Source organism: Pseudomonas sp. PA-5-4B, assembly GCF_021606215.1.
In the GTDB taxonomy this organism is placed as follows: Bacteria; Pseudomonadota; Gammaproteobacteria; order Pseudomonadales; family Pseudomonadaceae; genus Aquipseudomonas; species Aquipseudomonas edaphica.
On the sequence record NZ_WKDB01000028.1, the window covers coordinates 23,748 to 49,876 of the forward strand.

Annotated in this window: 24 protein-coding genes; 11 read left to right on the forward strand and 13 right to left on the reverse strand. The window is 60.4% G+C overall.

Annotated features, from left to right (window positions below):
• The first annotated feature begins 8 nt into the window (after nucleotides 1-8).
• On the forward strand, nucleotides 9-3,644 hold the full coding sequence (locus GIW28_RS15600; RefSeq protein WP_138450034.1) for a transporter substrate-binding domain-containing protein: 3,636 nt from the start codon (nucleotides 9-11) through the stop codon (nucleotides 3,642-3,644).
• Nucleotides 3,645-3,669: 25 nt separating this feature from the next.
• Here the strand turns inward: GIW28_RS15600 and GIW28_RS15605 are convergent, their stop codons facing one another.
• Together GIW28_RS15605 and GIW28_RS15610 are read right to left on the reverse strand one after the other, a co-directional pair.
• Nucleotides 3,670-4,152: a GAF domain-containing protein gene (locus GIW28_RS15605; protein WP_017136174.1), complete on the reverse strand. Its 483-nt coding sequence runs from the start codon at nucleotides 4,150-4,152 to the stop codon at nucleotides 3,670-3,672.
• Complete coding sequence (locus tag GIW28_RS15610; RefSeq protein WP_017136173.1) at nucleotides 4,149-5,039, reverse strand: ATP-binding protein; 891 nt, start codon at nucleotides 5,037-5,039, stop codon at nucleotides 4,149-4,151. Before GIW28_RS15610 ends, GIW28_RS15605 begins: the two co-directional genes overlap by 4 nt.
• A 163-nt stretch (nucleotides 5,040-5,202) precedes the next feature.
• Between GIW28_RS15610 and GIW28_RS15615 the strand changes: the two genes are divergently transcribed.
• The gene (locus GIW28_RS15615; protein WP_236447150.1) at nucleotides 5,203-7,512 is read left to right on the forward strand and encodes a hybrid sensor histidine kinase/response regulator; all 2,310 of its coding nucleotides are present in this window, start codon (nucleotides 5,203-5,205) and stop codon (nucleotides 7,510-7,512) included.
• Here GIW28_RS15615 and GIW28_RS15620 read toward each other — a convergent pair.
• From GIW28_RS15620 to msrB, 3 genes are all read right to left on the reverse strand, one after another.
• Nucleotides 7,466-7,957, reverse strand: coding sequence for a MarR family winged helix-turn-helix transcriptional regulator (locus GIW28_RS15620; RefSeq protein ID WP_017136171.1), 492 nt, complete (start codon nucleotides 7,955-7,957; stop codon nucleotides 7,466-7,468). The two genes, GIW28_RS15615 and GIW28_RS15620, sit on opposite strands and share 47 nt — an antisense overlap.
• Nucleotides 7,954-8,439, reverse strand: a complete 486-nt coding sequence (locus GIW28_RS15625) for a glutathione peroxidase (RefSeq protein ID WP_099549066.1) — start codon at nucleotides 8,437-8,439, stop codon at nucleotides 7,954-7,956. The genes GIW28_RS15620 and GIW28_RS15625 overlap by 4 nt, the downstream gene beginning before the upstream one ends.
• Before the next feature lie 207 nt (nucleotides 8,440-8,646).
• Nucleotides 8,647-9,039 (reverse strand): peptide-methionine (R)-S-oxide reductase MsrB, encoded by a 393-nt coding sequence (gene msrB, locus GIW28_RS15630; protein ID WP_017136169.1) that lies wholly within the window; start codon nucleotides 9,037-9,039, stop codon nucleotides 8,647-8,649.
• Between the two features lie 202 nt (nucleotides 9,040-9,241).
• Here msrB and GIW28_RS15635 point away from each other — a divergent pair, with 202 nt between their 5' ends.
• Both GIW28_RS15635 and htpX read left to right on the forward strand, forming a co-directional pair.
• Complete coding sequence (locus tag GIW28_RS15635; RefSeq protein WP_017136168.1) at nucleotides 9,242-10,453, forward strand: pyridoxal phosphate-dependent aminotransferase; 1,212 nt, start codon at nucleotides 9,242-9,244, stop codon at nucleotides 10,451-10,453.
• Between the two features lie 305 nt (nucleotides 10,454-10,758).
• Complete coding sequence (htpX, locus tag GIW28_RS15640; RefSeq protein WP_017136167.1) at nucleotides 10,759-11,646, forward strand: protease HtpX; 888 nt, start codon at nucleotides 10,759-10,761, stop codon at nucleotides 11,644-11,646.
• A 134-nt stretch (nucleotides 11,647-11,780) separates the two neighbouring features.
• Here the strand turns inward: htpX and GIW28_RS15645 are convergent, their stop codons facing one another.
• Complete coding sequence (locus tag GIW28_RS15645) at nucleotides 11,781-12,437, reverse strand: thiopurine S-methyltransferase (RefSeq protein WP_236447151.1); 657 nt, start codon at nucleotides 12,435-12,437, stop codon at nucleotides 11,781-11,783.
• Between the two features lie 103 nt (nucleotides 12,438-12,540).
• Between GIW28_RS15645 and GIW28_RS15650 the strand changes: the two genes are divergently transcribed.
• Entirely contained in the window at nucleotides 12,541-13,308 is a 768-nt protein-coding gene (locus tag GIW28_RS15650; RefSeq protein WP_236447152.1) for a DODA-type extradiol aromatic ring-opening family dioxygenase, read from the forward strand.
• Nucleotides 13,309-13,505: 197 nt separating this feature from the next.
• Here GIW28_RS15650 and GIW28_RS15655 read toward each other — a convergent pair whose 3' ends face one another.
• On the reverse strand, nucleotides 13,506-15,179 hold the full coding sequence (locus tag GIW28_RS15655) for a DEAD/DEAH box helicase (protein WP_017136163.1): 1,674 nt from the start codon (nucleotides 15,177-15,179) through the stop codon (nucleotides 13,506-13,508).
• Between the two features lie 424 nt (nucleotides 15,180-15,603).
• Here GIW28_RS15655 and GIW28_RS15660 point away from each other — a divergent pair, with 424 nt between their 5' ends.
• Entirely contained in the window at nucleotides 15,604-16,395 is a 792-nt protein-coding gene (locus GIW28_RS15660) for a crotonase/enoyl-CoA hydratase family protein (protein WP_017136162.1), read from the forward strand.
• Between the two features lie 120 nt (nucleotides 16,396-16,515).
• Here the strand turns inward: GIW28_RS15660 and GIW28_RS15665 are convergent, their stop codons facing one another.
• Nucleotides 16,516-17,271 carry a spermidine synthase gene (locus GIW28_RS15665; protein ID WP_017136161.1) on the reverse strand — a complete coding sequence of 252 codons (756 nt, stop codon included), beginning with the start codon at nucleotides 17,269-17,271 and terminating at the stop codon, nucleotides 16,516-16,518.
• A 124-nt stretch (nucleotides 17,272-17,395) separates the two neighbouring features.
• Between GIW28_RS15665 and GIW28_RS15670 the strand changes: the two genes are divergently transcribed.
• Nucleotides 17,396-18,742, forward strand: a complete 1,347-nt coding sequence (locus tag GIW28_RS15670; protein ID WP_017136160.1) for a class II 3-deoxy-7-phosphoheptulonate synthase — start codon at nucleotides 17,396-17,398, stop codon at nucleotides 18,740-18,742.
• Between the two features lie 115 nt (nucleotides 18,743-18,857).
• Here GIW28_RS15670 and GIW28_RS15675 read toward each other — a convergent pair whose 3' ends face one another.
• Nucleotides 18,858-20,087, reverse strand: coding sequence for a winged helix-turn-helix domain-containing protein (locus GIW28_RS15675; protein WP_236458934.1), 1,230 nt, complete (start codon nucleotides 20,085-20,087; stop codon nucleotides 18,858-18,860).
• Nucleotides 20,088-20,132: 45 nt separating this feature from the next.
• Nucleotides 20,133-20,339, reverse strand: a complete 207-nt coding sequence (locus GIW28_RS15680) for a DUF1127 domain-containing protein (protein ID WP_026013616.1) — start codon at nucleotides 20,337-20,339, stop codon at nucleotides 20,133-20,135.
• 70 nt (nucleotides 20,340-20,409) lie between these two features.
• Here GIW28_RS15680 and GIW28_RS15685 point away from each other — a divergent pair, with 70 nt between their 5' ends.
• The gene (locus GIW28_RS15685; protein WP_032865497.1) at nucleotides 20,410-21,291 is read left to right on the forward strand and encodes a LysR family transcriptional regulator; all 882 of its coding nucleotides are present in this window, start codon (nucleotides 20,410-20,412) and stop codon (nucleotides 21,289-21,291) included.
• Here GIW28_RS15685 and GIW28_RS15690 read toward each other — a convergent pair.
• Nucleotides 21,281-22,030, reverse strand: a complete 750-nt coding sequence (locus GIW28_RS15690; RefSeq protein WP_236447943.1) for a sulfite exporter TauE/SafE family protein — start codon at nucleotides 22,028-22,030, stop codon at nucleotides 21,281-21,283. The two genes, GIW28_RS15685 and GIW28_RS15690, sit on opposite strands and share 11 nt — an antisense overlap.
• Nucleotides 22,031-22,137: 107 nt before the next feature.
• Here GIW28_RS15690 and GIW28_RS15695 point away from each other — a divergent pair, with 107 nt between their 5' ends.
• The 3 genes from GIW28_RS15695 (at nucleotide 22,138) to GIW28_RS15705 (ending at nucleotide 24,290) form a co-directional block, all read left to right on the forward strand.
• A complete protein-coding gene (locus GIW28_RS15695) occupies nucleotides 22,138-23,088 on the forward strand; it encodes a LysR family transcriptional regulator (protein ID WP_236447942.1) in 951 nt (316 codons plus the stop codon).
• A gap of 79 nt (nucleotides 23,089-23,167) precedes the next feature.
• Entirely contained in the window at nucleotides 23,168-23,620 is a 453-nt protein-coding gene (locus GIW28_RS15700) for a MarR family winged helix-turn-helix transcriptional regulator (protein WP_017136154.1), read from the forward strand.
• A gap of 250 nt (nucleotides 23,621-23,870) precedes the next feature.
• The gene (locus tag GIW28_RS15705) at nucleotides 23,871-24,290 is read left to right on the forward strand and encodes an organic hydroperoxide resistance protein (protein ID WP_056857183.1); all 420 of its coding nucleotides are present in this window, start codon (nucleotides 23,871-23,873) and stop codon (nucleotides 24,288-24,290) included.
• A gap of 67 nt (nucleotides 24,291-24,357) precedes the next feature.
• Here the strand turns inward: GIW28_RS15705 and GIW28_RS15710 are convergent, their stop codons facing one another.
• Nucleotides 24,358-24,930, reverse strand: a complete 573-nt coding sequence (locus GIW28_RS15710; protein ID WP_017136152.1) for an elongation factor P — start codon at nucleotides 24,928-24,930, stop codon at nucleotides 24,358-24,360.
• 49 nt (nucleotides 24,931-24,979) lie between these two features.
• Nucleotides 24,980-26,113 carry an elongation factor P maturation arginine rhamnosyltransferase EarP gene (gene earP / locus GIW28_RS15715; protein ID WP_138452415.1) on the reverse strand — a complete coding sequence of 378 codons (1,134 nt, stop codon included), beginning with the start codon at nucleotides 26,111-26,113 and terminating at the stop codon, nucleotides 24,980-24,982.
• Between the last annotated feature and the right edge of the window lie 16 nt (nucleotides 26,114-26,129).

Here is a 26,129-nt window from a genome sequence, read left to right on the forward strand (position 1 = left end):
GAAAGCGGATGCCAAGGCGTATAAAGGACTATCTGATTATATTATTGGCCGGCCTGTGCTTGAGCACTACCGTGCCCGCGGCCCCTCAAATCGGACCGGAACACTTCACCTTATTGAGCCGCGCGGGTACCGTTCAACTCGATATTCAGCTGGATAAGACCCAGCGCCAGTGGCTAATGTACAAACGTGAGCTGGTACTGGGCACCTCGGCACCCGACTATCCGCCCTTCGACCTCACCTCCAGCGGTCGCGACTATGAAGGCCTGACCGCCGATTACGCAGGGCTGCTGGCCAAAGCCATGGCCCTGCCCGTCAAGGTATTGCGTTATCCGACACGAGACGCCGCGATCCATGCGCTGGAAACCGGGGAAATCGACCTGCTGGGCTCATCCAATGGCTTTGAGGCCGCCAACCCGAAACTCATCCTGTCGCAGCCGTATGCGGTGGACCAGCCCGTACTGGTGACCCGCGAAGGTGAAACGCGCAGTTTAAGCGATGGCCTGGCCGGCCTGCGCTTGAGCCTTGTTTATCACTACCTGCCGCTGAACGAAGTGGAAAAGTTATACCCGCAGGCGGATATCCGCGCCTTTCCTTCCTATCAAAACGCGCTCAATGCCGTGGCGTTCGATCAGGCGGATGTGTTTCTGGGGGACACTATTTCCACCCATTACATGATCAACAAGGGCTACCTCAAAAATATCCACATGGCCAACTTCGGCAAGCATGAAGCCTATGGGTTCAGCTTCGCCTTGCGTCACGATCAGGAGGTTCTACAGAGCATCGTCGACGCGGTGCTGACGGCCGTCCCCGTTAATGAACGAGACAGCATTGCCAAGCGCTGGAGCGCCGGCAGCGACATCTTGCTGACCGACAAGAAACTGCAACTGACCCAGCGTGAAGAGCGCTGGCTCAAAGATCACCCGGTGGTAAAAGTCGTGGTCAATGAGACGTTCGCGCCGCTGACGTTCTTCGATGCCGACGGCAACTTTCGCGGTATTACCGCCGACCTGCTGGAACTGATCCGCCTGCGCACCGGCCTGCGTTTTGAAATACAGCGCAGTCGCGAAGTCAGCACGATGATCGAGCAGCTCACCACGGGTAAAGCCGATATCATCGGGGCCATCGTCCCCAGCACCGAACGCGAGGTTCAGCTCAGCTTCAGCCGCCCGTACCTGGAAAACTCCTACGTCCTGCTGACCCGCAAGGAGCCCGACGCGGCCACAAACCTGGAGCAGATGGCAGGCAAGCGCCTGGCAATCACCCTCGGTAACCCCCTGGAAAAAACCTTGCAAGAGAACTTCCCACAGATTCGCCTGGTGGAAGTCAGCGATACCTTCAAGGCCTCGGAAATGCTGGCTCAGGGAAGCGTGGACGGGGCAGTGAACTCACTGGTCATCGCCAACTATTTCCTGGCCTCCCAGGTGTTCCAGGACAAACTGCAGATCAGCGCCAGCATTGGCACGCTGCCCGCCACCTTCGCCCTGGCCACGCCGCGCGGTGCCGTCGAACTGAGCTCAATCCTGGACAAGGCGCTGCTGAGCATTGCCCCGGACGAAATGGGCGTGATCAACAGCCGCTGGCGCGGTTACACGCCAGCCTCGGACAGTTACTGGCGCAATTACCACCAACTGATTGCGCAAATCATCATTGGCACCGGGTTGCTGCTGCTGATTTCCCTGACCTGGAACGCCTACATGCGCCGCCAGATCAAGCACCGCAAAATGGCCGAGCGCGCCCTCAATGACCAGTTCGAGTTCATGCGCGCACTGGTCAATGAAACACCGCACCCAATCTATGTGCGTGATCGCAAGGGCCTGTTGCAGACCTGCAATGACAGCTACCTGCAAGTGTTCGGGGTCAAGCGCGAAGAGGTGATCGGCAAGAGTGTGGTGCAAATGGACATGGCCCTGGCGCCTGAGGCTGCGCAGTACCATGCCGACTACCAACGGGTGGTGGTGGAAGGCACGCCATTGATCCTCGATCGCACCCTGCACATTCACGGCAAAAAACTCACGATCTACCACTGGATCCTGCCCTATCGCGACTCGGACGGCGAAGTCCAGGGCATCATCGGTGGCTGGATCGATATCAGTGACCGGCGCCAACTGTTCGACGAGTTGCGCACTGCCAAGGAACGCGCCGACGAGGCGAACCGCGCCAAAAGCACCTTCCTCGCCACCATGAGCCATGAAATCCGCACGCCGATGAATGCCGTGATCGGGATGCTGGAACTGACGCTCAAGCGCGCCGATCAGGGCCATCTCGACCGTCCGGCTATCGAAGTGGCCTACAACTCGGCCAAGGACCTGCTGGAGCTGATCGGCGATATCCTCGACATTGCACGTATCGAATCCGGCCGCCTGAGCCTGGCTCCCGAGCGCGTGAACCTGCGCGAAGTGATCGAATCGGTGGTGCGCGTCTTCGATGGTCTGGCCCGCCAGAAAACCCTCAGCCTGTTACTCGAATTCGACCCCAACCTCGACAACACCGCCGTGCTGATAGACCCGCTGCGCTTCAAGCAGGTGCTGTCCAACCTGGTCAGCAACGCGATCAAGTTCACCGAGCGCGGGCAGGTGAAGATCAAGGTGCAGGTGCAAGCCACCGAGCAGCCCCAAGAGGTGCAGATGAAGCTGGTGGTCGAGGACACAGGCATCGGCATCAGCCGGGACGACCAATTGCGCCTGTTCGAACCCTTTGCCCAGGCGGACAACTCCGGGCACCTGGCCAGGAGCGGAGCGGGCCTGGGGCTGGTGATCTGTCGCAGCCTGTGCGAGATGATGGGTGGGCAACTGAGCCTGAGCAGCGTGCCAATGGTGGGCACTCAAGTGCAGGTCAGCCTGAAGATGACCTGCCTCAAGCCCATTGAAGCGCTGGACGAGCTCAAGTCTCAGGCGCCAACAGCCGCGGCGGTGCTCAATGTGCTGGTAGTGGACGACCACCCGGCGAACCGTTTGCTGATGTGCCAGCAATTAGGTTACCTCGGGCACCAGTTCACGGCAGCCCAACATGGCGCCGCAGGGTTTCAGGCCTGGCGCCAGGAGCACTTCGACCTGGTGATTGCCGATTGCAACATGCCCATCATGAATGGCTATGAGCTGAGCCGTTCGATCCGTGAATACGAGCAGCGAGAACAGCAGGTGCCCTGCGTAATCCTCGGTTTCACCGCCAATGCCCAACCCGAGGAGAAACTTCGCTGTGCGCAGGCGGGCATGAATGACTGCCTGTTCAAGCCCATCAGCCTCACTGCACTGGAGCAGCAACTGGCGCAGATCAAACCCCGATCCAGCGGCCAGCGGCTGGAACTCGATTGCCTGGACGCACTGACCGGAGGCGACCCGCAGTTGAGCCGGCGTTTGCTTGCGCAACTGTTAAGCAGCAGCCGTCAGGACCGCGAGGACCTGGTGGCCTTGATGGCCCGCCAGGCAGCGCCCCAGGCGATCATTGAGCAAGCCCACAAGATCAAGGGCGCCGCGCGCATCGTCCAGGCAAGTGCATTGGCCGCGCAATGCGAAGCACTGGAGCTGGCCTGCGCCCGCAACGAGGAGCGCCCCACGATAGACATGGGGGTCAAGGCCCTGGAAAAACTCATGCTGGAGCTGGAGAGGACGCTGCAAGTGCAGCTGCATAAGCTGGACAGCCAATAACGGCGGCCGACCCTCTCCTGCGGGATCAGCAGTCGGTCAACCGCAGGAAAATCGCCGCCAACTGCTCGATGCCCGCCTGGTCCTGCGCGGTAAAACGGGCCAGCGACGGGCTGTCCAGATCCAGGACACCCACCAGTAGGCCATCCTTGACCAATGGCACCACCAGTTCGCTGTTGGAGGCGCTGTCACAGGCAATATGGCCTGGGAACGCATGCACATCTTCTACCCGCTGGGTTTGCCGGGATGCCGCCGCCGCACCGCAGACGCCACGACCGAAGGGAATACGCACGCAAGCGATCTGGCCCTGGAACGGGCCAAGCACCAGTTCTTCATTGCGATTGAGGTAGAAGCCCGCCCAGTTCAAGTCGTCCAACTGGTTGAACAGGAACGCCGAGAACTGCGCACTGTTGGCGATAAAGTCACGCTCATCGGCGAGCAGCGATTCCAGCTGCGCGCAGAGCATGGCGTAGCCATCCAGGCCGGTGCCGGCCTGTTGTAAATCGATCATGGTTGACGCTCCAACAACTTGAGACCCACCCAGTAACGGGCGAATTGATACGCGCAACGGCCGTTGCGGTTGCCACGCCCGGTGGCCCAGCGCACGGCCAGGATGTCGAGGGCTTCATCACGCTGCCACTGCAAGCCAGCCTTGCTGGCCAGTTCGCCGATCCAGTGTTCGACCACATCCAGGAAGTGTTCCTGGCTGAACGGATAGAACGACAGCCACAGGCCAAAACGGTCGGACAAGGCGATCTTGTCTTCCACCGCCTCGCTGGGGTGCAACTCACCGTCCACGCGCTTCCAATTGTCGTTGTCGCTCTGGTTTTCCGGCACCAGGTGACGACGGTTGGAGGTGGCATACAGCAACACATTTTCCGGCGCTTGCTCAAGGGAGCCGTCCAGTACGCTCTTGAGTACGCGATAATCGCCCTCACCCGCTTCGAAAGACAGGTCGTCACAGAACAGGATGAACCGTTGCGGCAGCTTGAGCAGTTGCTCGACCACGCGCGGCAGGTCAGCCAGGTGATCGCGCTCGATTTCAATCAGGCGCAAACCGGCCTTGGCATGCTGGGCCAGCAAAGCACGCACCATGGAGGATTTGCCGGTGCCACGCGAGCCCCACAGCAACGCATGGTTGGCGGGCAGGCCATCGAGAAATTGCTGAGTGTTGCGAGCCAGTTGCTCACGTTGCTTGTCCACGCCGATAAGGTCGGACAGGCGCATGTCCAGGCTCACTTCCAGCGGGAGCAAAAAGCCAGTACGGCCTTCGCGCTGCCAACGGGCGGCGAGGCAGTTATTCCAATCGATGGCTTGGCGCGGTGCAGGTAACAGCGGTTCCAGGCGCGCAAGGACCGCATCGGCCCGCTCAAGAAAGGCATTCAATCGAGAATCCACGATTATTCCTCTGGCAAGTTCTTGCAAAAGATGGCGTATTGGCAACCCTGTGGCAGACCCCACGAGGCTGCGTATAAAACGATTCATGCCGGCCAAGCCAAAGCCTGTGGATGTTCAGCTATGCTTGCCGGGCGAAGGGAAACGTGAAGTGGTTCAACACCCGATGGATATCAAGTTCGCCCACCGCTTGTCTTATAAACAAGCTCGATTGACTGTGCTGGTCGGTTTCGTCTTGGGAACCTTGCTCAGCCTGATCCAAATCGGCATTGATTATGCCAGCGAAGACGCCTCGATCAACCGTGAAATACGCTCACTGATCGAAATCAGCCATAACCCTGCCTCACGTATCGCCTACAACATTGATGCCGAACTTGCCCAGGAACTGACCCTGGGCCTGTTGCACTCGCCGGCCATCACCCACGCGCAACTGGTCGATAACAATGGCGTGGTACTGGCCGACGTGAACCGGCCGCGCAAAGAGAGCGCCTACCGGCCCATCAGTGACTTCCTGTTTGGCGCCAACCGCTTGTTTGAAGATCGACTGTTCCTGAGCCACATGCCCGAAGATTCCCTCGGCGTGCTGCGCCTGGACGTCGACACCTACGCCTTTGGCAGCCGTTTCCTGCACCGCGCCGAGATAACCTTGCTCAACGGGTTCGCCCGCAGCCTGCTGCTGACAGGCATTCTGCTGGGCCTGTTCTACGTGATGCTGACTCAGCCACTGGTGCGCATCATCCGTGCCCTGAGCACCAGCAAGCAGGCCCGCCTGGATTGCCCGCCGGGTCACGAAAACGATGAAATCGGCGTGCTGGTGAACGTCGCCAACCAGCAATTCGAAAACATGCAGACCGAAATCCAGCAACGGCGCCATGCCGAGGACCGCCTCACCGAGTACCTGGGCCAACTGGAAGATATCGTCTCGGCACGCACTCTGGAGCTTAAGGCCAGCAACCAGCGCTTGAGCCAATCCAACGATGAACTCGAAGCCGCCAAATTGACCGCCCTGGCCATGGCCCAGGCGCGCGCCGCGTTCCTGGCCAATATGAGCCATGAGATCCGCACGCCGCTCAATGGCTTGCTGGGCATGATCGCGCTGTCGCTCGACAGCCCGCTGAACGCCGAACAACGCCAGCAACTGTCCATCGCCCACGATTCGGGCAAGGTGCTGGTGGAACTGCTCAACGATATCCTCGACCTGTCGAAATTCGACGCCGGCCAGTTGGAGCTCGAACGCATCCCGTTCGACCTCGGCTCATTGGTGGAAGACACCGCCAACCTGCTGTCGCAGAACGCGGCGCCGAGTGTCGAGTTGACCTGCCTGATCGACCCGCTGTTTCCTGCGCAAGTCATTGGCGACCCGACACGGGTGCGGCAAATCGTCAGCAACCTGCTTTCCAATGCCTTGAAGTTCACCCGCTTCGGGCGTGTGGACGTGCGCCTCAGTGCCGAGGGTGGCCGGGTAAAAATCGAAGTCTGTGACACCGGCATCGGCATTGCCCAGGAAGCGCAGGTGAAAATATTCCAGCCGTTTACCCAGGCCGGTGCGGGTATCACACGCCAGTTCGGCGGCACCGGGCTGGGGCTGGCGTTGACGCATAACCTGTGTGAAGCGATGAAGGGCCGCTTGAGCATCAGCTCGGAAGTCGGTTTTGGCAGCCAGTTCTGCGCCGACCTGCCGCTGCCCACACATTTTCCGGCCGCACGACAAGCGCCGCTGTTGGGCGAAGTCATCGCCATCACCAACACCGGGAGTGGCCTGGCGGAATTGCTCGGCACCTTGCTGCCGGCTTGGGGGCTGGCGCTGCGCTGCTACTCCCAGGATGACGACCTGACCGGGCTGGCCCCCGACCTGCTGATCACCGATTGCCCGGAGTGCCTGTTCCGCCTGCGCCCTGGCATCAGCGCGCCGATCCTGCTGGTGACGGCCTATGGCAACTTCATGCCCAGCGAAGAAGTCGCGGCTCTGATGCCGCTGCAGCAACAGGCACGCCCGTTGAGCCGCAACGCGCTGTATCAGATTCTGCAGCGCAACCTGCGCAGCGAGGCGCAACTGATCCTCGACCCTGTCCAGATGGAAGCCGTGCCCCTGGCACATCGCGCGCGCATCCTGCTGGTGGAGGACAACCCGGTCAATCAATTGGTAGCCAAGGGCATGCTCAGCAAGCTCGGCTGCGAAGTGATCGTGGCTGCCCATGGCGGCGAGGCGCTCAAGTTGCTGGAGGAGCAGCGCTTCGACATGGTGTTGATGGACTGCAATATGCCGGTGATGGACGGCTACGAGGCCAGCCGGCAGATTCGCCGCAGCGGGCGCTGGCCGGAGCTGCCTATCGTCGCCCTGACCGCCAACGCCCTGGCGGAAGAACGCGAGCGCTGCCGGGCGGCGGGAATGGATGACTACCTGGCCAAACCGTTTCGCCGCGAAGAGCTCAAAGCCCTGCTGGACCTGTGGGTGCCGAACTCGACAAGTTTTTGATCTGCGCCAGCAGCTCGTCCAGACCATTGCGCAAGACGTCGGCCTGGTTCAGGTCGACACCGCTGTCGCACAGCAGCCGGGTTTTCAGGGCATGGGCCTGGTCGCGCAACTGTACGCCCGCGGGGCTCAGGCTCAGATGCACCTCGCGCTCATCCAGCGCGCTGCGCCGGCGCTGCACCAGCGCCAGCTGTTCCAGGCGCTTAAGCAGCGGCGTCAGCGTGCCAGAGTCCAGCATCAGGCGCTCGCCCAGGGCCTTGACCGTGGGTTGCGTTGGGGTCGCGCAGTGCCATTCCCACAACACCAGCATCGCCAGGTATTGCGGGTAGGTCAGGCCCAACTGATCGAGCATGGGCTTGTAAGCCCGCGTCACCGCTCGGGACGCGGCATAGAGCTTGAAACACAGCTGGTCGTCCAGCGCGAGGGACACGCGGGGCAAGTCGGTCATTTGAGCAGGGCTTCAATCTCTTGGGTCAGGGCTTCGGGCTTGGTGGTCGGGGCAAAACGCTTGACCACCTTGCCATCACGGCCGATCAGAAATTTGGTGAAGTTCCACTTGATACCTTTGGAGCCCAGCAGCCCCGGCGCTTGTTTTTTAAGTTGCACGAACAGTGGGTGGGCGTCGCTGCCATTCACGTCGATCTTCTTGAACAGCGGGAAGCTGACGCCGAAGTTCAGCTCGCAGAACTCGGAAATCGCCCCTTCGTTGCCTGGCTCCTGTTTGCCGAACTGATTGCAGGGAAAGCCCAGCACCACCAGACCCTGGTCCTTGTACTGCTGCCAAACCTGCTCCAGGCCTTTGTATTGTGGGGTGAAACCACATTTGCTGGCAGTGTTGACCACCAAAATGGCCTTGCCGGCAAAATCGGCCAAGGTCTTTTGCTCACCCTTGATGGTGGTGCACGGGATGCTCAGCAGGTTGTCGCTCATGGCAGCGCCTCGGATACGGAAAAAAGAGCTATAAAGGTAGTAGGCAATTCAATTGCGTGCAATTTAATTGACCGCAGTGATGCCTGCACATAGATCGTTCCCACGCTCCGCGTGGGAATGCAGCCCAGAACGCTCTGCGTTCGCTTCTAAAGTCGTGACGCGGAGCGTCACAGGAGGCGTTCCCACGCGGAGCGTGGGAACGATCAGTCAGCGTGGAACGAGGTCCAGGCACACCGAGTTGATGCAGTAACGCAGGCCGGTGGGCGGCGGACCGTCCGGGAACACATGCCCCAGGTGCGCGTCGCACTTGGCACAGGTGACTTCGGTGCGGATCATGCCGTGGCTGATGTCACGGATCTCGATCATCGCGCTGTCGGCAATCGGCGCGTAGAAACTCGGCCAGCCGCAGCCGGAATCAAACTTGGTGGTGGAATCGAACAGCGGCTCATTGCAGCAAATGCAGTGGTACACGCCATCAGTCTTGGTGGCATTGTATTTGCCGCTGAAAGGTCGCTCGGTGCCTTTGAGACGGCACACGTTGTACTGCTCCGGATCGAGCATCGCCTTCCATTCTTCAACGGTTTTCTGCAACTTATCCATCGATACACCTCGGCAACTGAAAAACCCTGATCTGTGTCTTTTCCATGGATCAGGCGGCACGTATGATTGCGCCTCTTCAAAACGCCAGTCTGGCACCCGCGCTACCGGCATTCAAACGTATTTATGGGTGCGAGCCCCGCAGGTTTCGCAGTACGGTAGTGTCCACGCCGTCTGGATCGTTCATTTTCAGGATCACATCGCCATGCAGGTCAGCAAATCGAACAAGCTCGCCAACGTCTGCTACGACATTCGCGGCCCAGTGCTCAAGCACGCCAAACGCCTGGAAGAGGAAGGCCATCGCATCCTCAAGCTGAACATTGGCAACCCGGCGCCTTTTGGTTTCGAAGCGCCGGACGAAATCCTCCAGGACGTGATCCGCAACCTGCCGACAGCCCAGGGCTACAGCGACTCCAAGGGCCTGTTCAGCGCGCGTAAAGCCGTGATGCAGTACTACCAACAAAAGCAGGTCGAAGGTGTCGGCATCGAAGACATCTACCTGGGTAATGGCGTGTCCGAGCTGATCGTGATGTCCATGCAGGCCTTGCTCAACAATGGCGATGAAGTGCTGGTGCCGGCGCCCGACTACCCGCTGTGGACCGCTGCCGTGACCCTCGCCGGCGGCCACCCGGTGCACTACCTGTGCGATGAAGGCGCGGACTGGTTCCCGGACCTGGCCGACATCAAGGCCAAGATCACCCCGAACACCAAGGCCCTGGTGATCATCAACCCGAACAACCCCACCGGCGCCGTGTATTCCAAAGAAGTGTTGCTGGGCATGCTCGAACTGGCGCGCCAGCACAACCTGGTGGTGTTCTCCGACGAGATCTACGACAAGATTCTCTACGACGACGCCGTGCACATCTGCACCGGCTCCCTGGCACCGGACCTGCTGTGCCTGACCTTCAATGGCCTGTCCAAGTCCTACCGGGTGGCGGGTTTCCGCTCCGGCTGGATCGCCATCTCGGGCCCCAAGCACAATGCCCAGAGCTACATCGAAGGCATCGACATGCTCGCCAATATGCGCCTGTGCGCCAACGTGCCGAGCCAACATGCGATCCAAACCGCTCTCGGCGGCTACCAGAGCATCAACGACCTGGTCTTGCCCCAGGGCCGTCTATTGGAGCAACGCAACCGCACCTGGGAACTGCTCAACGCGATCCCGGGCGTCAGCTGCGTGAAACCCATGGGCGCGTTGTATGCCTTCCCACGCATCGACCCGAAAGTCTGCCCGATCCTCAACGACGAGAAATTCGTGCTCGACCTGCTGCTGTCGGAAAAGCTGCTGGTGGTGCAGGGAACGGCGTTCAACTGGCCGTGGCCGGATCACTTCCGCGTGGTGACCTTGCCGCGTGTGGATGACCTGGACATGGCCATTGGTCGCATCGGCAACTTCCTCAAGTCCTATCGCCAGTAATCTAAAAGTCGCTGTACGACCGCCATTCGGTCGTACAGCGAGTATCTGGCAACACTTCTCTACCCTGCCTTCCCTCCTCGCTCGCCGCTGCACACCACGCACCGGTCAACCCCTTGTAATTACAGGGCGCCAAGCCATGAGCGGGGTGATCACCCGTCACTTTCCAGGTCAGAAATTCCCTTCAAGGCTCTACATTGATGCTGTAGGACACAGTTTGAAATAGTCGCTCGGTTGAATCACCTTAGGCCGCACCTTATATACCCCGCAGTACGCGACATATTAAGCATGAGGAGAACTCTACAACCATGATGCGCATCCTGCTGTTCTTGGCCACTAACCTGGCGGTCGTGCTGATTGCCAGCATCACCCTGAGCCTTTTCGGCTTCAACGGGTTCATGGCGGCCAACGGGGTTGATCTGAACCTCAATCAGCTGCTGGTTTTCTGTGCGGTCTTTGGTTTTGCCGGCTCGCTGTTTTCGCTGTTCATCTCCAAATGGATGGCGAAGATGAGCACCAGCACCCAGGTCATCACCCAGCCACGCACCCGGCATGAACAATGGTTGCTGCAAACCGTTGAGCAACTGTCCCGCGAGGCCGGCATCAAGATGCCTGAGGTCGGGATCTTCCCCGCCTATGAAGCCAACGCCTTCGCCACCGGCTGGAACAAGAACGACGCGCTCGTTGCGGTGAGCCAGGGCATGCTCGAACGCTTCTCCTACGACGAAGTGAAGGCCGTGCTGGCCCACGAGATCGGCCACGTAGCCAATGGCGACATGGTCACCCTGGCGCTGGTACAAGGCGTGGTGAACACCTTCGTGATGTTCTTCGCACGGATCATCGGCAACTTTGTCGACAAGGTGATCTTCAAGAACGAAGAAGGCCGTGGTATCGCTTACTTCGTGGCGACCATCTTTGCTGAAGTGGTGCTGGGCTTCCTGGCCAGTGCGATCACCATGTGGTTCTCACGCAAACGCGAGTTCCGCGCAGACGAAGCCGGCGCCCGCCTGGCCGGCACCGGTGCAATGATCGCAGCGCTGCAACACCTGCGCTCCGAACAGGGCCTGCCGGTACACATGCCCGACAGCCTGACCGCGTTTGGCATCAACGGTGGCATCAAGCAAGGCTTTGCCCGCTTCTTCATGAGCCACCCGCCACTGGAGGAGCGTATCGACGCGCTGCGTCGTCGGGGCTGATGCGACACAGAAAGGGGCGATTTGATCGCCCCTTTTTTGTAGGTGCTGATAACGCCATCGCGGGCAAGCCCGGCTCCCACATTGGAACGCATTCACTGTGGGAGCTGGGCTTGCCCGCGATGGCGATGCAATAGTCAACGCAGAGTCAGTTGATACACACGCTCCTCCAGCCGCGTAACGCCGTCCTGCACAAACTTCCAGCTCTCGCCCAGGATGTCTTGCTCTTCAAGTACAGTCAGGCTCCAACGCAAGCCCAGCAACACCCTGACTTCCTCGTCAGCCACCGCAAATGGCGGCCCAGCCTTCTGCGTCTGATCATAGTCCAGGGTGATCAGCAGCCCCTTGCAACCAGGGCGCAGAAGCGTATTCAGATGCTCAGCATATTGCGCCCGCATCAGCGGCGGCAGAGCGATCAACGCCGCGCGATCATAGAGTGCAGTGCAATCGCTCACCGCATCGGCGTCGATGGCGAAGAAGTCGCCGCACCACACCTCGATCAAGCCGCACGCATACACCTTGAACGCACCCTGCTGGCGGATATGCGGCGTCAACGATTGCTCATTGAAGAAGGCTTCAACCGCCTGCTCCGACAGTTCGACGCCCATTACGCGATACCCAAGGCTTTCAAGCCAGATCAAATCCAGGCTCTTGCCACACAACGGCACCAGCACTTTCCCAGCATCCGGCAATGCCAGTTTCGGCCAATGCCGTTGCAGGTAAGGGTTGACGTCAGGCAGGTGAAAGCCAATCTGATTGCGCGCCCAGCGCTCTTGCCAAAACTTAGGCTCCATAAATCACCCTGAAAAATCGATCAAAAGGCGCTAAAACTTATATTAGATTTAGATCAATGATCTGATTGAAGATGGGCCTATGTTAACCCTCAGGACCCGACTTATGCTCCCCAGCCTGTTTATCTCCCACGGTTCGCCCATGCTCGCCCTGCAACCCGGTGCCAGTGGCCCGGCGCTGCGCCGTTTGGCGGCTGAACTGCCACGGCCAAAGGCTATTGTGGTGGTATCGGCGCATTGGGAAAGCGACCAATTACTCGTCACTGGCAGCGCCGCCCCGCAAACCTGGCACGACTTCGGTGGGTTCCCTCCCGAACTGTTTGCCGTGCAGTACCCGGCGCCGGGCAACCCGCAGTTGGCCGCGCAAATCGTCGGGCTGCTGCAAGCCGATGGCCTCGGCGCGCAACTCGATGAACGCCGCCCCTTCGACCACGGCACCTGGGTGCCGCTGTCACTGATGTACCCGGCGGCGGATATTCCAGTGGTGCAGGTTTCCTTGCCTAGCCGCATGGGCCCGGCGTTGCAAACCCGAGTCGGGCATGCCCTGGCGAGCCTGCGCGAACAGGCTGTGCTGTTGATCGGCTCCGGCAGCATCACCCATAACCTGGGTGAGCTGAACTGGCGCGCCGGCCCTGAGAGCATCGAGCCGTGGGCGCGGGATTTTCGCGATTGGGTGGTGGAAAAACTTGCCGCCAACGATGAAGCGGCCCTGCACGACTACCGCCGCCAGGCGCCGCATGCCGTGCGCAGCCATCCCAGCGATGAGCATTTGTTGCCGTTGTACTTTGCACGGGGCGCCGGAGGGGATTTCAGTGTGGCGCATCAGGGGTTCACCTTGGGCGCGCTGGGGATGGACATCTACCGTTTCGGCTAACAGAGATCTAAAGGTGGGAGCTGGCTTGCCTGCGATAGCGGTGGTTCAGTTAGCCTATTTGCCACTGATACACCGCTATCGCAGGCAAGCCAGCTCCCACATTTGATCGGGTGCTGATCCGAAAGAAATGCCAGGCATAAAAAATCCCCGAACCAGTCGGGGATTTTTTATATGCGATCAATCAGCCCAAAGGCGGATCAATCTTCGCGGTAGCGACGCAGCTTCAGCTGCTTACCGGCAACGCGAGTGTCTTTGAGCTTGGCCAGCAGTTTTTCCAGACCGTCTTCCGGCAGCTCCACCAGGGAGAAGCTGTCACGAACCTGGATGCGACCGATGGCTTCACGTGCCAGGCCACCCTCATTGAGGATAGCGCCCAGCAGGTTCTTGGCGGCGATGCCATCACGCGCGCCCAGCGCGGTACGGCAGCGAGCACGACCTTCAGCCAATGGAACCGGAGCGCGACGCTCACGATCACCACGGTCTGGACGGTCACCGGTACGCTCTGGACGATCACCGCGTGGCGCGTTGTTCGGTACCAGTGGGCGTTCTTTCTCGATCGCTGCCAGGGTCAGGGCCTGACCGTTGGTGGCTTTGCGCAGCAGAGCTGCAGCCAGGGCACGTGGGGTGCAACCGATATCGGCAGTCAGGCGGTCCAGCAGGTCGCCGTGGGTCGATTCAGCGTCAGCCACCAGCGGCGACAAGCTGTTGGTCAGTTTCTTGATGCGAGCATCGAGAACGGCCTGGGCATCCGGCAGGCGGACTTCGGCAACTTTCTGACCGGTTACACGCTCGATCACTTGCAGCATGCGGCGCTCACGCGGAGTCACCAGCAGCAGTGCACGACCTTCGCGACCCGCACGGCCGGTACGGCCGATACGGTGAACGTAGGACTCTGGATCGTAAGGCATGTCAACGTTGAACACGTGAGTGATACGTGGAACGTCGAGGCCACGGGCGGCAACGTCGGTCGCCACAACGATGTCCAGACGGCCATCCTTGAGGGAGTCGATCACGCGCTCACGTTGGTTCTGGGCAATGTCACCGTTCAGCGCAGCGGCTTTGTAGCCTTTGGCTTCCAGGGCACTGGCCAGGTCCAGGGTCGCTTGCTTGGTGCGCACGAACATGATCAGGGCGTCGAAGTCTTCGACTTCCAGCAGGCTCAATACAGCCGAGGTCTTCTGGTCAGCGTGAACCAACAGGTGAGCCTGTTCGATCGCGGTAACGGTCTGAGTCTTGGTCTGGATCTTCACGTGTTGCGGATCGCGCAGGTGGCGTTCGGCAATGGCACGGATCGACTGTGGCAGGGTGGCCGAGAACAGTACGGTCTGACGGGTCGGTGGCAGCGCTTTAAAGATGACTTCCAGGTCATCCATGAAACCCAGCTTCAACATTTCGTCAGCTTCGTCCAGAACCAGGTGGTTCACGGTCGACAGCACTTTCTCGTCACGACGCAGGTGGTCGCACAGACGGCCCGGCGTGGCGACAACGATCTGTGCGCCGTTACGGATTGCTTTAAGTTGTGGGCCCATAGGCGCGCCGCCGTAAACGGCCACAACGGTTACGCCAGGCATTTGCTTGGCGTAGGTTTCAAAAGCGGTTGCTACTTGCAGCGCCAACTCACGGGTTGGCGCCAGGATCAGGGCTTGCGGCTCGCGCTTGGCAGGATCGATGCAGTGCAGGATAGGCAGGGCGAACGCGGCGGTTTTACCGGTACCGGTTTGCGCCTGGCCAATCATGTCCTGGCCGGCCATGATGATCGGGATCGATTGCTGCTGAATAGCCGAAGGTTCTTCGTAGCCGGTCGCGATGACGGCAGCGAGAATGTTCGGGTTAAGATTAAAAGCGGCGAAGCCGCCGGTTTCCTGGGTCATGGGTCTGCCTCTAAGTGCATCCGCAAAGACCCATGCTCCAAAGCTGCGCATGCCGTGTTGAGACTCAAGAGTCGCCCTGGCTGCTTTGTCGGCGGGGATTTGCGAAAACGAATGAATGAAAAAGATTCGTCAAGGGAGAGTCCGCTGTGCGGACGTGCAGCCGAAGCTGACTTCGGGGAATTGCGCTACCTAAACGCGGCCCGGTTAAAGGCCGGCGCGCACTATACCGGAAATAGCTGAAAAAGGGAGCTTTTTTTATCCGAAAGTGCCGATATACCGCGCTGCGTCACCTTCTTTGCGTATACCCGCGCCAAGGTCTATTTTTCAAAGGCCCGGCCCTGTTGGTCACAACACTTAAACGGTTCACCTGCCCATTAAGGCCCACTGGTCTAAAACCCTACCCAAGCCCCCGAGGCCACCCCCGATGAATCAAGCCAGCAGCAGTCGCGTCAGCCGTGAATTACAGGGTCATGTCCTGCTGTTGGGACTGGATCGAGTGGCCAAGCGCAATGCCTTTGACCTGGACCTGCTCAATGAGCTGAGCCTGGCCTATGGCGAATTTGATCGAAACGACGACGCTCGCGTGGCCGTGGTATTCGCCCACGGCGAACATTTTACTGCCGGGCTGGACCTGGCCAATGTCAGTGGCGTGATGTCGGGAGGCTGGCAACCACCGTTGGGCGGCTGCGATCCGTGGGGCGTGTTTGCCGGCCCCCGCGTCAATAAACCGGTGATCGTCGCGGCCCAGGGTTACTGCCTGACCATCGGCATCGAATTGATGCTGGCGGCGGATATCAACCTCTGTGCCAGCAATACGCGCTTTGCGCAGATGGAAGTGCAGCGCGGGATTTTCCCGTTTGGCGGCGCGACCCTGCGCTTTCATCAGATCGCCGGCTGGGGCAACGCGATGCGCTGGCTGCTGACCGGCGATGAGTTCGACGCCCATGAGGCGCTGCGTCTGGGGTTGGTGCAGGAAGTGATGGCCAGTGAAGACCTGCTGCCGCGCGCCATCGAACTGGCCAGCCGCATTGCCCGCCAGGCACCGCTGGGCGTGCAGGCGACGTTGATGTCGGCGCGCCAGGCACGCATGGAAGGTGAAGCCGTGGCGGCGGCCGGGTTGCAGGTGGTGGTGGAGAAACTGTTGAACAGTGAAGATGCCAAAGAAGGTGTGCGGGCGATGGTTGAGAAGCGGCCGGGGGTGTTCAAGGGGATTTGAGTAGGCTGTGCGGGCCTCATCGCGGGCAAGCCCGCTCCCACAGGTGGAATGCATTTCAACCGGAAAATGCTATTCAACTGTGGGAGCCGGGCTTGCCCGCGATGGCGTCAGTACGGGCAACTAAGTCGCCGGCCGAATCGCCTTGATCAACGCCTGCAACGAATACCCCAACCGCGGCGCCAACGCCTCGGCGCGGTCCGACAACGCTGCCATATCCAGTTCCTGATCCAGCTCCGAAGGCACCAGCAAAATCACATTGCCCTCCTTCACCGGCAGTTCCCAGTAATGCCGGTGATACAACCCGCGCAACAACGCCGCGCCCAATGGTTTACCGTCATCGGTCGCCCACTGGTTGATCACCAGCCAGCCACCCGGGTTGAGTTTTTTCTGGCAGTTTTCCAGAAAGGTCCAGGCCAGGTGCCCGACGCCTGGGCCAACATCCGTATACAAGTCGACGAAAATCAGGTCGGCCGACTCGGCGGTATCGAGCAATTGCAACGCGTCACCAATACGGATGTACAAGCGCGGGTCGTCATCCAGCCCCAGGTACTCGATGGCCAGGCGCGGCACATCCGGGCGCAGCTCGATGGCCTCGACGTCTTCCAGCGGCAGAAACTTGAGGCACGCCTGGGTCAGCGTACCGGCGCCCAGGCCGAGGAACAGCGCGCTTTCCGGTTGCTCATGGCACAACGCGCCAATCAACATCGCGCGGGTGTAGTCGTACTCGAGCCAGCTCGGGTCGGCGGTAAACACGCAGCTTTGCTCGATGGCATCGCCAAACTCGAGAAAACGGTAATCAGCCACTTCGAGCACACGAATCATGCCGAAATCATCATGGACTTCAGCCAGCAGGCGCTCGACACGCTCCTCGCTCATCACTACTCCTAAAGGGTTTACCGCACGGCAAAGGCGCGATTGTCGGCCAAGCGGCGGCAACAGGTCACGCACTAATTGCTGCTAACATTGGCGCCCGACCGTCAATCAACCTATCGAGTTCATGATGAGCCAACCCTGGAGCCCCGACAGCTGGCGCGCCCTGCCGATCCAGCAACAACCCCAGTACCCGGACGCTGCGCACTTGCTGCAAGTGGAGCAAAGCCTGGCCAGCTACCCGCCACTGGTATTTGCCGGGGAAGCACGCGAATTGCGCCGTCAGTTTGCCGAAGTGACCCAGGGCCGCGCCTTCCTGTTGCAAGGTGGTGATTGCGCCGAAAGCTTTGCCGAGTTTTCTGCTGCAAAAATCCGCGACACCTTCAAAGTACTGTTGCAGATGGCGATCGTGATGACCTTCGCCGCCGGTTGCCCGGTGGTCAAGGTTGGACGCATGGCCGGCCAGTTTGCCAAGCCGCGTTCGGCCAACGATGAAACCATCGACGGCGTCACCCTGCCCGCCTACCGTGGCGACATCGTCAACGGCATCGGCTTCGACGAAAAAAGCCGCGTGCCAGACCCGGACCGACTGCTGCAGTCTTACCACCAGTCCACTGCCACCCTGAATTTGCTGCGCGCGTTTGCCCAGGGCGGGTTTGCCGACCTGCACCAGGTGCACAAGTGGAACCTGGACTTTATCGCCAACTCCGCGCTGGCCGAAAAATACAGCCAACTGGCCGATCGCATCGACGAAACCCTGGCGTTCATGCGCGCCTGCGGTATGGACAGCTCGCCGCAATTGCGCGAAACCAGCTTCTTCACCGCCCACGAAGCGCTGCTGCTGAACTATGAACAGGCCTTCGTGCGCCGCGACAGCCTGACCAACGACTACTACGACTGCTCGGCCCATATGCTTTGGATCGGCGACCGCACCCGTCAGCTGGACGGTGCCCACGTCGAGTTCCTGCGCGGGGTCAACAACCCGATCGGGGTCAAGGTCGGCCCGAGCATGAAGCCTGAGGACCTGATCCGCCTGATCGACATCCTCAACCCGGACAACGACCCAGGCCGCCTCAACCTGATTGCGCGCATGGGCGCCGGCAAGGTCGGCGACCACCTGCCCAACCTGATTCGTGCGGTACAGCGCGAGGGCAAGCAGGTGCTGTGGAGTTCGGACCCGATGCACGGCAACACCATCAAGGCCAGCAGCGGCTACAAGACCCGCGACTTTGCGCAGATTCTTGGCGAGGTGAAGGAGTTCTTCCAGGTCCACCAGGCCGAGGGCAGCTATGCCGGCGGGATCCATATCGAGATGACCGGGCAGAACGTCACCGAATGCATTGGCGGCGCGCGGCCGATTACCGAAGATGGCTTGTCTGACCGTTATCACACGCATTGCGACCCACGGATGAATGCCGATCAGTCGCTGGAATTGGCGTTTCTGATTGCCGAGACGTTGAAGCAAGTCAAACGCTGAGGTTTGGGTTGCCTGGGCCGACGCCATCGCGGGCAAGCCCGCTCCCACAGGGGAATGCATTCCAACAGGGGAATGCAATTTTTATGTGGGAGGCGGGCTTGCCCGCGATGGCGTCCTAAAGTTCAACACCCAAGCTGAGCATCGCCACCCGAAGCCGCGCCGCACTCGGCCGCTGGCAGTTGAGCTGCACCTGCTCCAACCCAAGCCAGCCCGCCATCTGCCGCAGATTCAGGGCCAACGCCTGCATCCCTTCCTCATCCAGCCCCGGTTCTTCCTCGTGCACCGCGTGCACTGCCAGGCGCCCATTGGCGCGTTCGGCGCGCAGGTCAACCCGCGCGGCAATCCGCTCATTGTGCAAAAACGGCAGCACGTAGTAGCCATACACCCGTTTGTGTTGCGGGGTGTAGATCTCCAGCCGGTAACGAAAATCGAACAGACGCTCGGTGCGGCTGCGCTCCCAGATCAATGAATCGAACGGCGAGAGCAAGGCGCTTGCGGGCACTTTGCGTGGCACTTTGGGTTCAGGCAGGCAGTAAGCCGCCTGCTTCCAGCCCTGCACCTGGCACACCTGCAACTGCCCATCCTCGACCAACTCGGCCAGGCGGCCACGGCTGTCGGCGGGGTCCAGGCGGAAATAGTCGCGCAGGTCTTTTTCGGTGGCGACGCCCAATGCAGTCGCGCTGTGCAGCAGCAAACCGCGCTGAGCTTCGGCTTCGCTCACAGACGCTTGAAGAATGTCGGCGGGAATGACCCGTTCCGGCAAATCATAGAGCCGCTCAAAACCGCGCCGGCCCGCGACGGTGACCAAACCGGCGGCGAACAGCCATTCCAGTGCGTGTTTTTCCTCACTCCAATCCCACCAGGGGCCGGCACGCTCCTCGCGGGTCGACAAGCTGCCCGCGCCCAATGCGCCTTGCTGCTCGACGGTGTGCAGCACGCGCTGAATGGTGGCCTGCTGCTCACGCCCAAAGCGCGCCATCTGCGAATAGATGCCCTGCCCTAACTTTGCCCGCTCCATGCGCCAGCGCATCAACGGGTACAGCGCCATGGGCAGCAAGGAGGCCTCATGGCCCCAATACTCAAACAACGAGCGGCGCCGGCCCTGGCTCCAGGCAACGTGTTCAAGGATCAACGGGGAGTAATGGCCCAAGCGCGAAAACAGCGGCAGGTAATGCGAACGCACCACGGCGTTGACCGAATCGATCTGCAATACCCCCAACCGCTCAATCAAACGGTTGAGGTGCGCAGCCTTGATCAATGCTGGCGCTTGGCGCCCGGAAAATCCCTGGGCCACCAGCGCCATGCGGCGTGCTTGCTTGAGGGAAAACGACAGGTCGACGGGCATGGGTCTCTCCGTGTGAGCTCGCCGACCACCCTACTGCATCCTGGCTTATTTTCGCAGCGGGTCTTGCCAGAAATGCAGATGACGCTCCTGCTCGACATCGCTGCGGTTAAGCCCAATATCCTTAAGCGCTTCATCGCTCAAGCTTGCCAGGGCATGGCGCTCCTCATGCAGCGCCTGCCAGCGGGCAATGCTGCGAAGCAGCACGGAAAACGGGCGCTTGCCCAGCAACACAAAACCTTTCTGACCTTTCATCTTCTCGCCCTCCAGTGGGGATGGCGCAAGTGTGTGCCTGGCCTTATGATCAATCCAACGAATGTTTCTTATGCAATACATCTCTGAGATTGATCAATTGTCCAGCTACCCAAGCATTGACACCGACGTACTGCGCACCTTCGTCGCCATCGCCGACCAGGGCGGTTTTACCCGCGCCGGCGAGTTGGTCAACCGCACGCAATCGGCGGTGAGCATGCAGATGAAGCGGCTGGAAGAAGACGTGCTGCAACGCAAGTTGTTCGAGCGCGATGGCCGCCAAGTAAGGCTCACGCCGGAAGGCGAGGTATTACTGGGTTATGCACGGCGCATCCTGAAACTGCACAGTGAAGTGTTCAACACCTTGCGCGAGCCACATATGGTGGGATTGGTGCGCATCGGCACGCCGGATGACTACGTGATGCGCTTTCTGCCGGGCATTCTCAAACAGTTTTCCAAGGCCTACCCGCTGATCCAGATCGAGATGCACTGTGAGTCGTCATCGGTGTTGATGCAGCGCAGAGACTTGGCGCTGACCGTCATCAGCCGTGAACCCGGCAAGGAAATCGGCGAGTTGTTGCGCACCGAGCGCATGGTGTGGGCGGCCGCGCCCTGCTTCTGCGTGGACGAGCACGATGCATTGCCCCTGGCCGGTTCCGGTACTGACTGCCTTTACTACCAGTGGACCCGTGCAGCGCTGGATGCGGCCGGGCGTGATTATCGCATGGCCTACCACAGCTCTAATGTGGCGGCGATCCAGGCGGTGGTTAACGCTGGCCTGGCAGTGATGGTGTGCATGGAAAGCCTGGTGACCGACGACTTGCGAATCCTGAGCAGCGACGACGGCTTCCCGCCACTGCCCTCGATGAACCTGCACTTGTTACGCAACCCGGCAATGACCTCGCCGATCACCGAATGCCTGGCGCAATACATCGTCGAAGGCTTCAGACTTTAAAGGTCAACATCACCGCGCACACCGCCAGGAAAGCGCAGAACAGCCCGCGCAACACACGCTCCGGCAACGCATGGGCGACTTTCACGCCCCAACTGATGCTCAGCAGGCCACCCACCGCCAGCGGCACGCCGATCATCCAGTCCACCTCATGGTGCCAGGCGTAGGTGACCAGCGTCACACTGGTGCTGGGCAATGCCAGGGCCAGCGACAAGCCTTGCGCAACCACTTGGGTGGTGCCGAACAGGCTGGTCAGTACCGGCGTGGCAACCACCGCGCCGCCCACGCCGAACAAGCCGCCCATGGAACCGGACGCAGCACCCAGCACGCCAAGCCATGGCCAGGAATAACGCATTTGCGCAGACGGCGGTGCGTTGCGGGTGAACAGGCGCAGCAGGTTGTACGCCGCCAGCGTCAGCAAGAACGCGATGAAGCCGATGCGCATGGCCCCGGCGTCCAGGCCCACCGCCCAGATCGAACCCAGCCAGGCAAAGCTGAAGCCCATGACCCCCAGCGGCAGCGCGTGACGCAATTCAATCCGGTTGCGTTGGTGGTAACGCCACAAGGCCAGCATCACGTTGGGCACGACCATCACCAAGGCCGTGCCTTGGGCAATCTGTTGATCCAGGCCAAACAGCACCCCCAGCACCGGGATTGCGATCAACCCGCCACCAATGCCGAACAAGCCGCCGACCGTACCGAGCGCTGCGCCCAGTACCAGATACATTACCAAATCCACCACGCTCGCCACTCCACAAACCCAAGCCTTGCATGCTACGCAGTCGGCTCTAGCGTGGAAACGCACAGCAACGCACAATGGCTATGCCAATCTCGCATAAGCGTACACCCATGAACCCCAATGCCCTGACTGATCAACTGAGCCTGTTTCTGGACGTATTGGAGACCGGCAGTTTTTCCGCCGCCGCACGCCGCCATCCGCTGACACCCTCGGCGGTGGCGCGCCGCATCGACAGCCTGGAAAGCTCGGTGGGCAGCCGCCTGTTCCAGCGCAGCACCCACGCGGTGCTGCCCACGCCGGCCGGCCTGGCCTTCGCCGAGCGGGCGCGGCGGATCGTCAGCGAATTGCAGCTGGCCCGTGCCGAAGCCGTGTCCTTGAGCCATGCGCCGGAAGGCTTGATCCGGGTGGACGCCCCGGCCGCCTTTGGTCGACGGCACTTGGCGCCGGTAATTGCCGACTTTTTGAATGTGTACCCTGGGCTCGATGTGCACCTGCACTTGATCGACAGCTTTGTCGATATGCAGGGCGCGCACCTGGGCAAAGTCGATTTGGTGCTGCGCGCCGGGCATATCGTTGACACTCGCCTGGTGGCCACGCCCCTGGCGAGCATTGTGCGCATCGCCTGTGCCAGCCCGGCATACCTCAAAAGCCATGGCACGCCCAGCCACCCACGCGAGCTGAGCGAGCACGATGGCCTGGACTGGGACGGCCTGGCGCCGATGTTCGCGTGGCGCTTCGAACTGGATGGGCGCCGCACCCTCTACCGACCGCGGCGTATCCGCATGAGCGCCAACAACGCCGAAGCCCTACTGTCTGGCGCCCTTGCCGGGCTGGGTATCGCCCACCTGCCCACGTGGCTGGCCAGCGAATACCTGGTGCGCGGCGAGTTGCTGCCGCTGTTTTGCGAAAACGGCCTGCCCAGCCCGGAAACCGCTGGCATCTACGCGTTGCGCCTGGAACAGCAACCGAATGCGCGCAGCCGTTTGCTGTTGGAATACCTCAAATCGCGTTTCAGCCCTGTGCCGCCATGGGATCTGGCGCTGCAAAGCGGCCTGGTCTGACCGCTGCGCCAGAATTATCTGGCGCATTAAAGGTTTGCCCGCTAGATTCCTGGGCATACACGCTTTTTAAGGCAGCACCATGAGTAAAAATCCCAACCCGTGCGAAAACCTGATGCTGGACAACCAGCTGTGTTTCGCCCTGCACTCCACCTCGTTGCTGATGACCAAAGTCTACAAGCCGCTGCTACAAGCCCTCGGCCTGACCTACCCGCAGTACTTGGCCATGATGGTGCTGTGGGAAGAGGATGGCTTGACCGTCGGCGAAATCAGCCACCGCTTGCTCACCGACCCGGGCTCCCTCACGCCATTGCTCAAACGCCTGGAAGCCGAAGGCCTGCTCAGCCGCACCCGCAAGCGTGAAGATGAGCGGGTGGTGGTGGTGGAACTGACCGAAGCGGGACGTGCCTTGCAGGAAAAGGCGATGGGGATTCCGCAGTGCATTCTGGGGGCGAGCGGTATGCAGCTTGAGCAGTTGCGCAAGCTGCAGGCGGATCTGATTGCGTTGCGTAGTAATTTGCAGGGTGCTGTCTGACGCGATTTTCCAAACACTAAAAATCTGAATGTGGGAGCGGGCTTGCCCGCGATAGCGTTGTGTCAGTCGCCAGATGTGCTAACTGATTCACCGCCATCGCGGGCAAGCCCGCTCCCACATTTTGGGATCTTTGTACTCAACAAAACATTTTTTATATTTATCTTGCGCGCTAAATATTAGCGCTATATATTCGCCTCACCAACTACTTAGCGCGCAAACATTTAGCGCTAAACCACAAGAGGACGACACCATGCAAACGCTCTATACCGCAGTAGCCACCGCCACCGGCGGCCGTGATGGTCGCGCTGTTTCCAGCGACAACATCCTCGACGTCAAACTCTCCACCCCAAAAGAATTGGGCGGCGCTGGCGGCCAGGCCACCAACCCCGAGCAACTGTTCGCCGCCGGCTATTCGGCCTGCTTTATCGGCGCGCTGAAATTCGTCGCCAGCCAGACAAAACGCAAAATCCCGGATGACGCCTCGATCACCGCCCACGTCGGCATCGGCCAAATCCCCGGCGGTTTCGGCCTGGACATCGACCTGCACATCAGCCTGCCGGGCCTGGCACAAGACGAGGCGCAAAGCCTGGTCGACGCCGCGCACCAGGTCTGCCCGTACTCCAACGCCACCCGTGGCAACGTCGATGTGCGCCTGCACGTGACGGTCTGATTTACAAGCGCGCACAAAAAAGCCCGACACCAGGTCGGGCTTTTTTTGTCGTACGGTTTGGCCAGAATTACTTCTTGGCGCGACCTTTGTACGAACCACCTTCACGGGTGTCGATCTCGATCATGTCGTCGATTTCGATGAAATCAGCAACCTGCAGCTCGGTACCGTTAGCCAGTTTGGCAGGCTTCATCACCTTGCCCGAAGTGTCGCCGCGAGCGGAACCTTCGGTGTAGGCAACTTTACGCACGATGGTGGTCGGCAGCTCTACGGAAACCAGACGGTCTTCGAAGAAGATCGCTTCGCAGACGTCTTCCATGCCTTCTTCCACGAACGGCAGAACGGCTTCGATATCTTCAGCGTTCAGCTCGTACATGGTGTAGTCGGTGGTGTCCATGAACGTGTAGGTGTCGCCGCTGATGAAGGACAGGGTCGCTTCTTTGCGGTCGAGGATCACGTCGTCCAGTTTGTCATCGGCGCTGTAGACGATCTCGGTCTTGTAACCGGTCAGCAGGTTCTTCAGCTTGGTCTTCATGATTGCGCTGTTACGACCAGACTTGGTGAACTCAGCTTTCTGAACCAGCCAAGGGTCGTTTTCGAGACGGATCACTGTACCGGGTTTCAGTTCTTTACCAGTTTTCATTGCATATATCCGAAATTTGGATGGGATTTACAAAATTCAAGGTGGCGTATCATATCCAACTTTCATAAAACTGTACCAGCGCCGTCGCAAGATCGGCCTGCAAGCCTTGTTCCAGACACCAGGTTTGCGCGTGCAGGTGTACCTCCGGCCAGTGTTCCATGAGCATTTTCCACGCTTGTGCCATATCGCCATCAGCGTTCCAGGCTTGCCACAGGGTCACCACAGCGACCTTGGCGGCGGGCGACAACGCGGCGGTGTACAGCGCCAGAAAGGCGTCGAGCTTGTCCAGGTGGATGTCTTCGTCCTGGCGGTAGATGTGCCACAGCAACGGCCGCCCCGCCCATTGGGCACGCACGAACGAGTCTTCGCCGCGCACGGCGTTGAAGTCGCAGCACCACAGCAGGCGGTCATATTGTTCCTGGCGCACGAACGGCAGCACCTGCACGGTCAGCGCCTCGCGTTGATGCACATCGCCCACCGCCAGCGCCTCGACACCGAGCCAGCGCTGCACGTCGCCGAGGATGCGGCCTTCCGGCACCAACAGATGAGTGGCATGCCCATCCGTCGCCAACACGTCCAGCCAGCTGGCGAGCCCGGCATTTTCATAGGCAAACAACGACATCAGCCGCGCACCGGCTGCCGGAACGACGCCTATCGACTGCAGGAATTGTTGTCGCGCTGCGCCGTCATGCTGAAATGCCTGACGCTGCTCCAACAGCCCGCCTTCACGCAAAAGCCCGCCCGTGCCCGGACGAAACCCCGGAAAGAAGAAGTACTTTTGCACGCCCTTGAACTTCACCGACGGCAGACGGTGGCAACCCACCACCCAGTCTTCGGCGCTGAGGTAATCCAGGTTCATCCACAACGGCGTGCGTTCGCGCGCGGCCATGGCCTCCATATAATCGGGCGGCAACTGGCAAGCGAAGGCGGCGATCACAACGTCGGCGGGTGGCGTCTGCGGCCAGTCGGCCGACCAGTGACGCACTTCAACGCCTTCCTGCCATTGCTGATCGCGCTGCACCTCGATTTCGGGGCACATGCGTTCGAAGGCGCGCAGGTCGTCGACCCATAAGCGCACTTCGCACGCATGCTCAACCACCAACTGCCGGGCCAGGCGCCAGGTCACGCCGATGTCGCCGTAGTTGTCGACGACGCTGCAAAAAATATCCCAGCGGGCTTTCATTCCGGGCTCCAACATT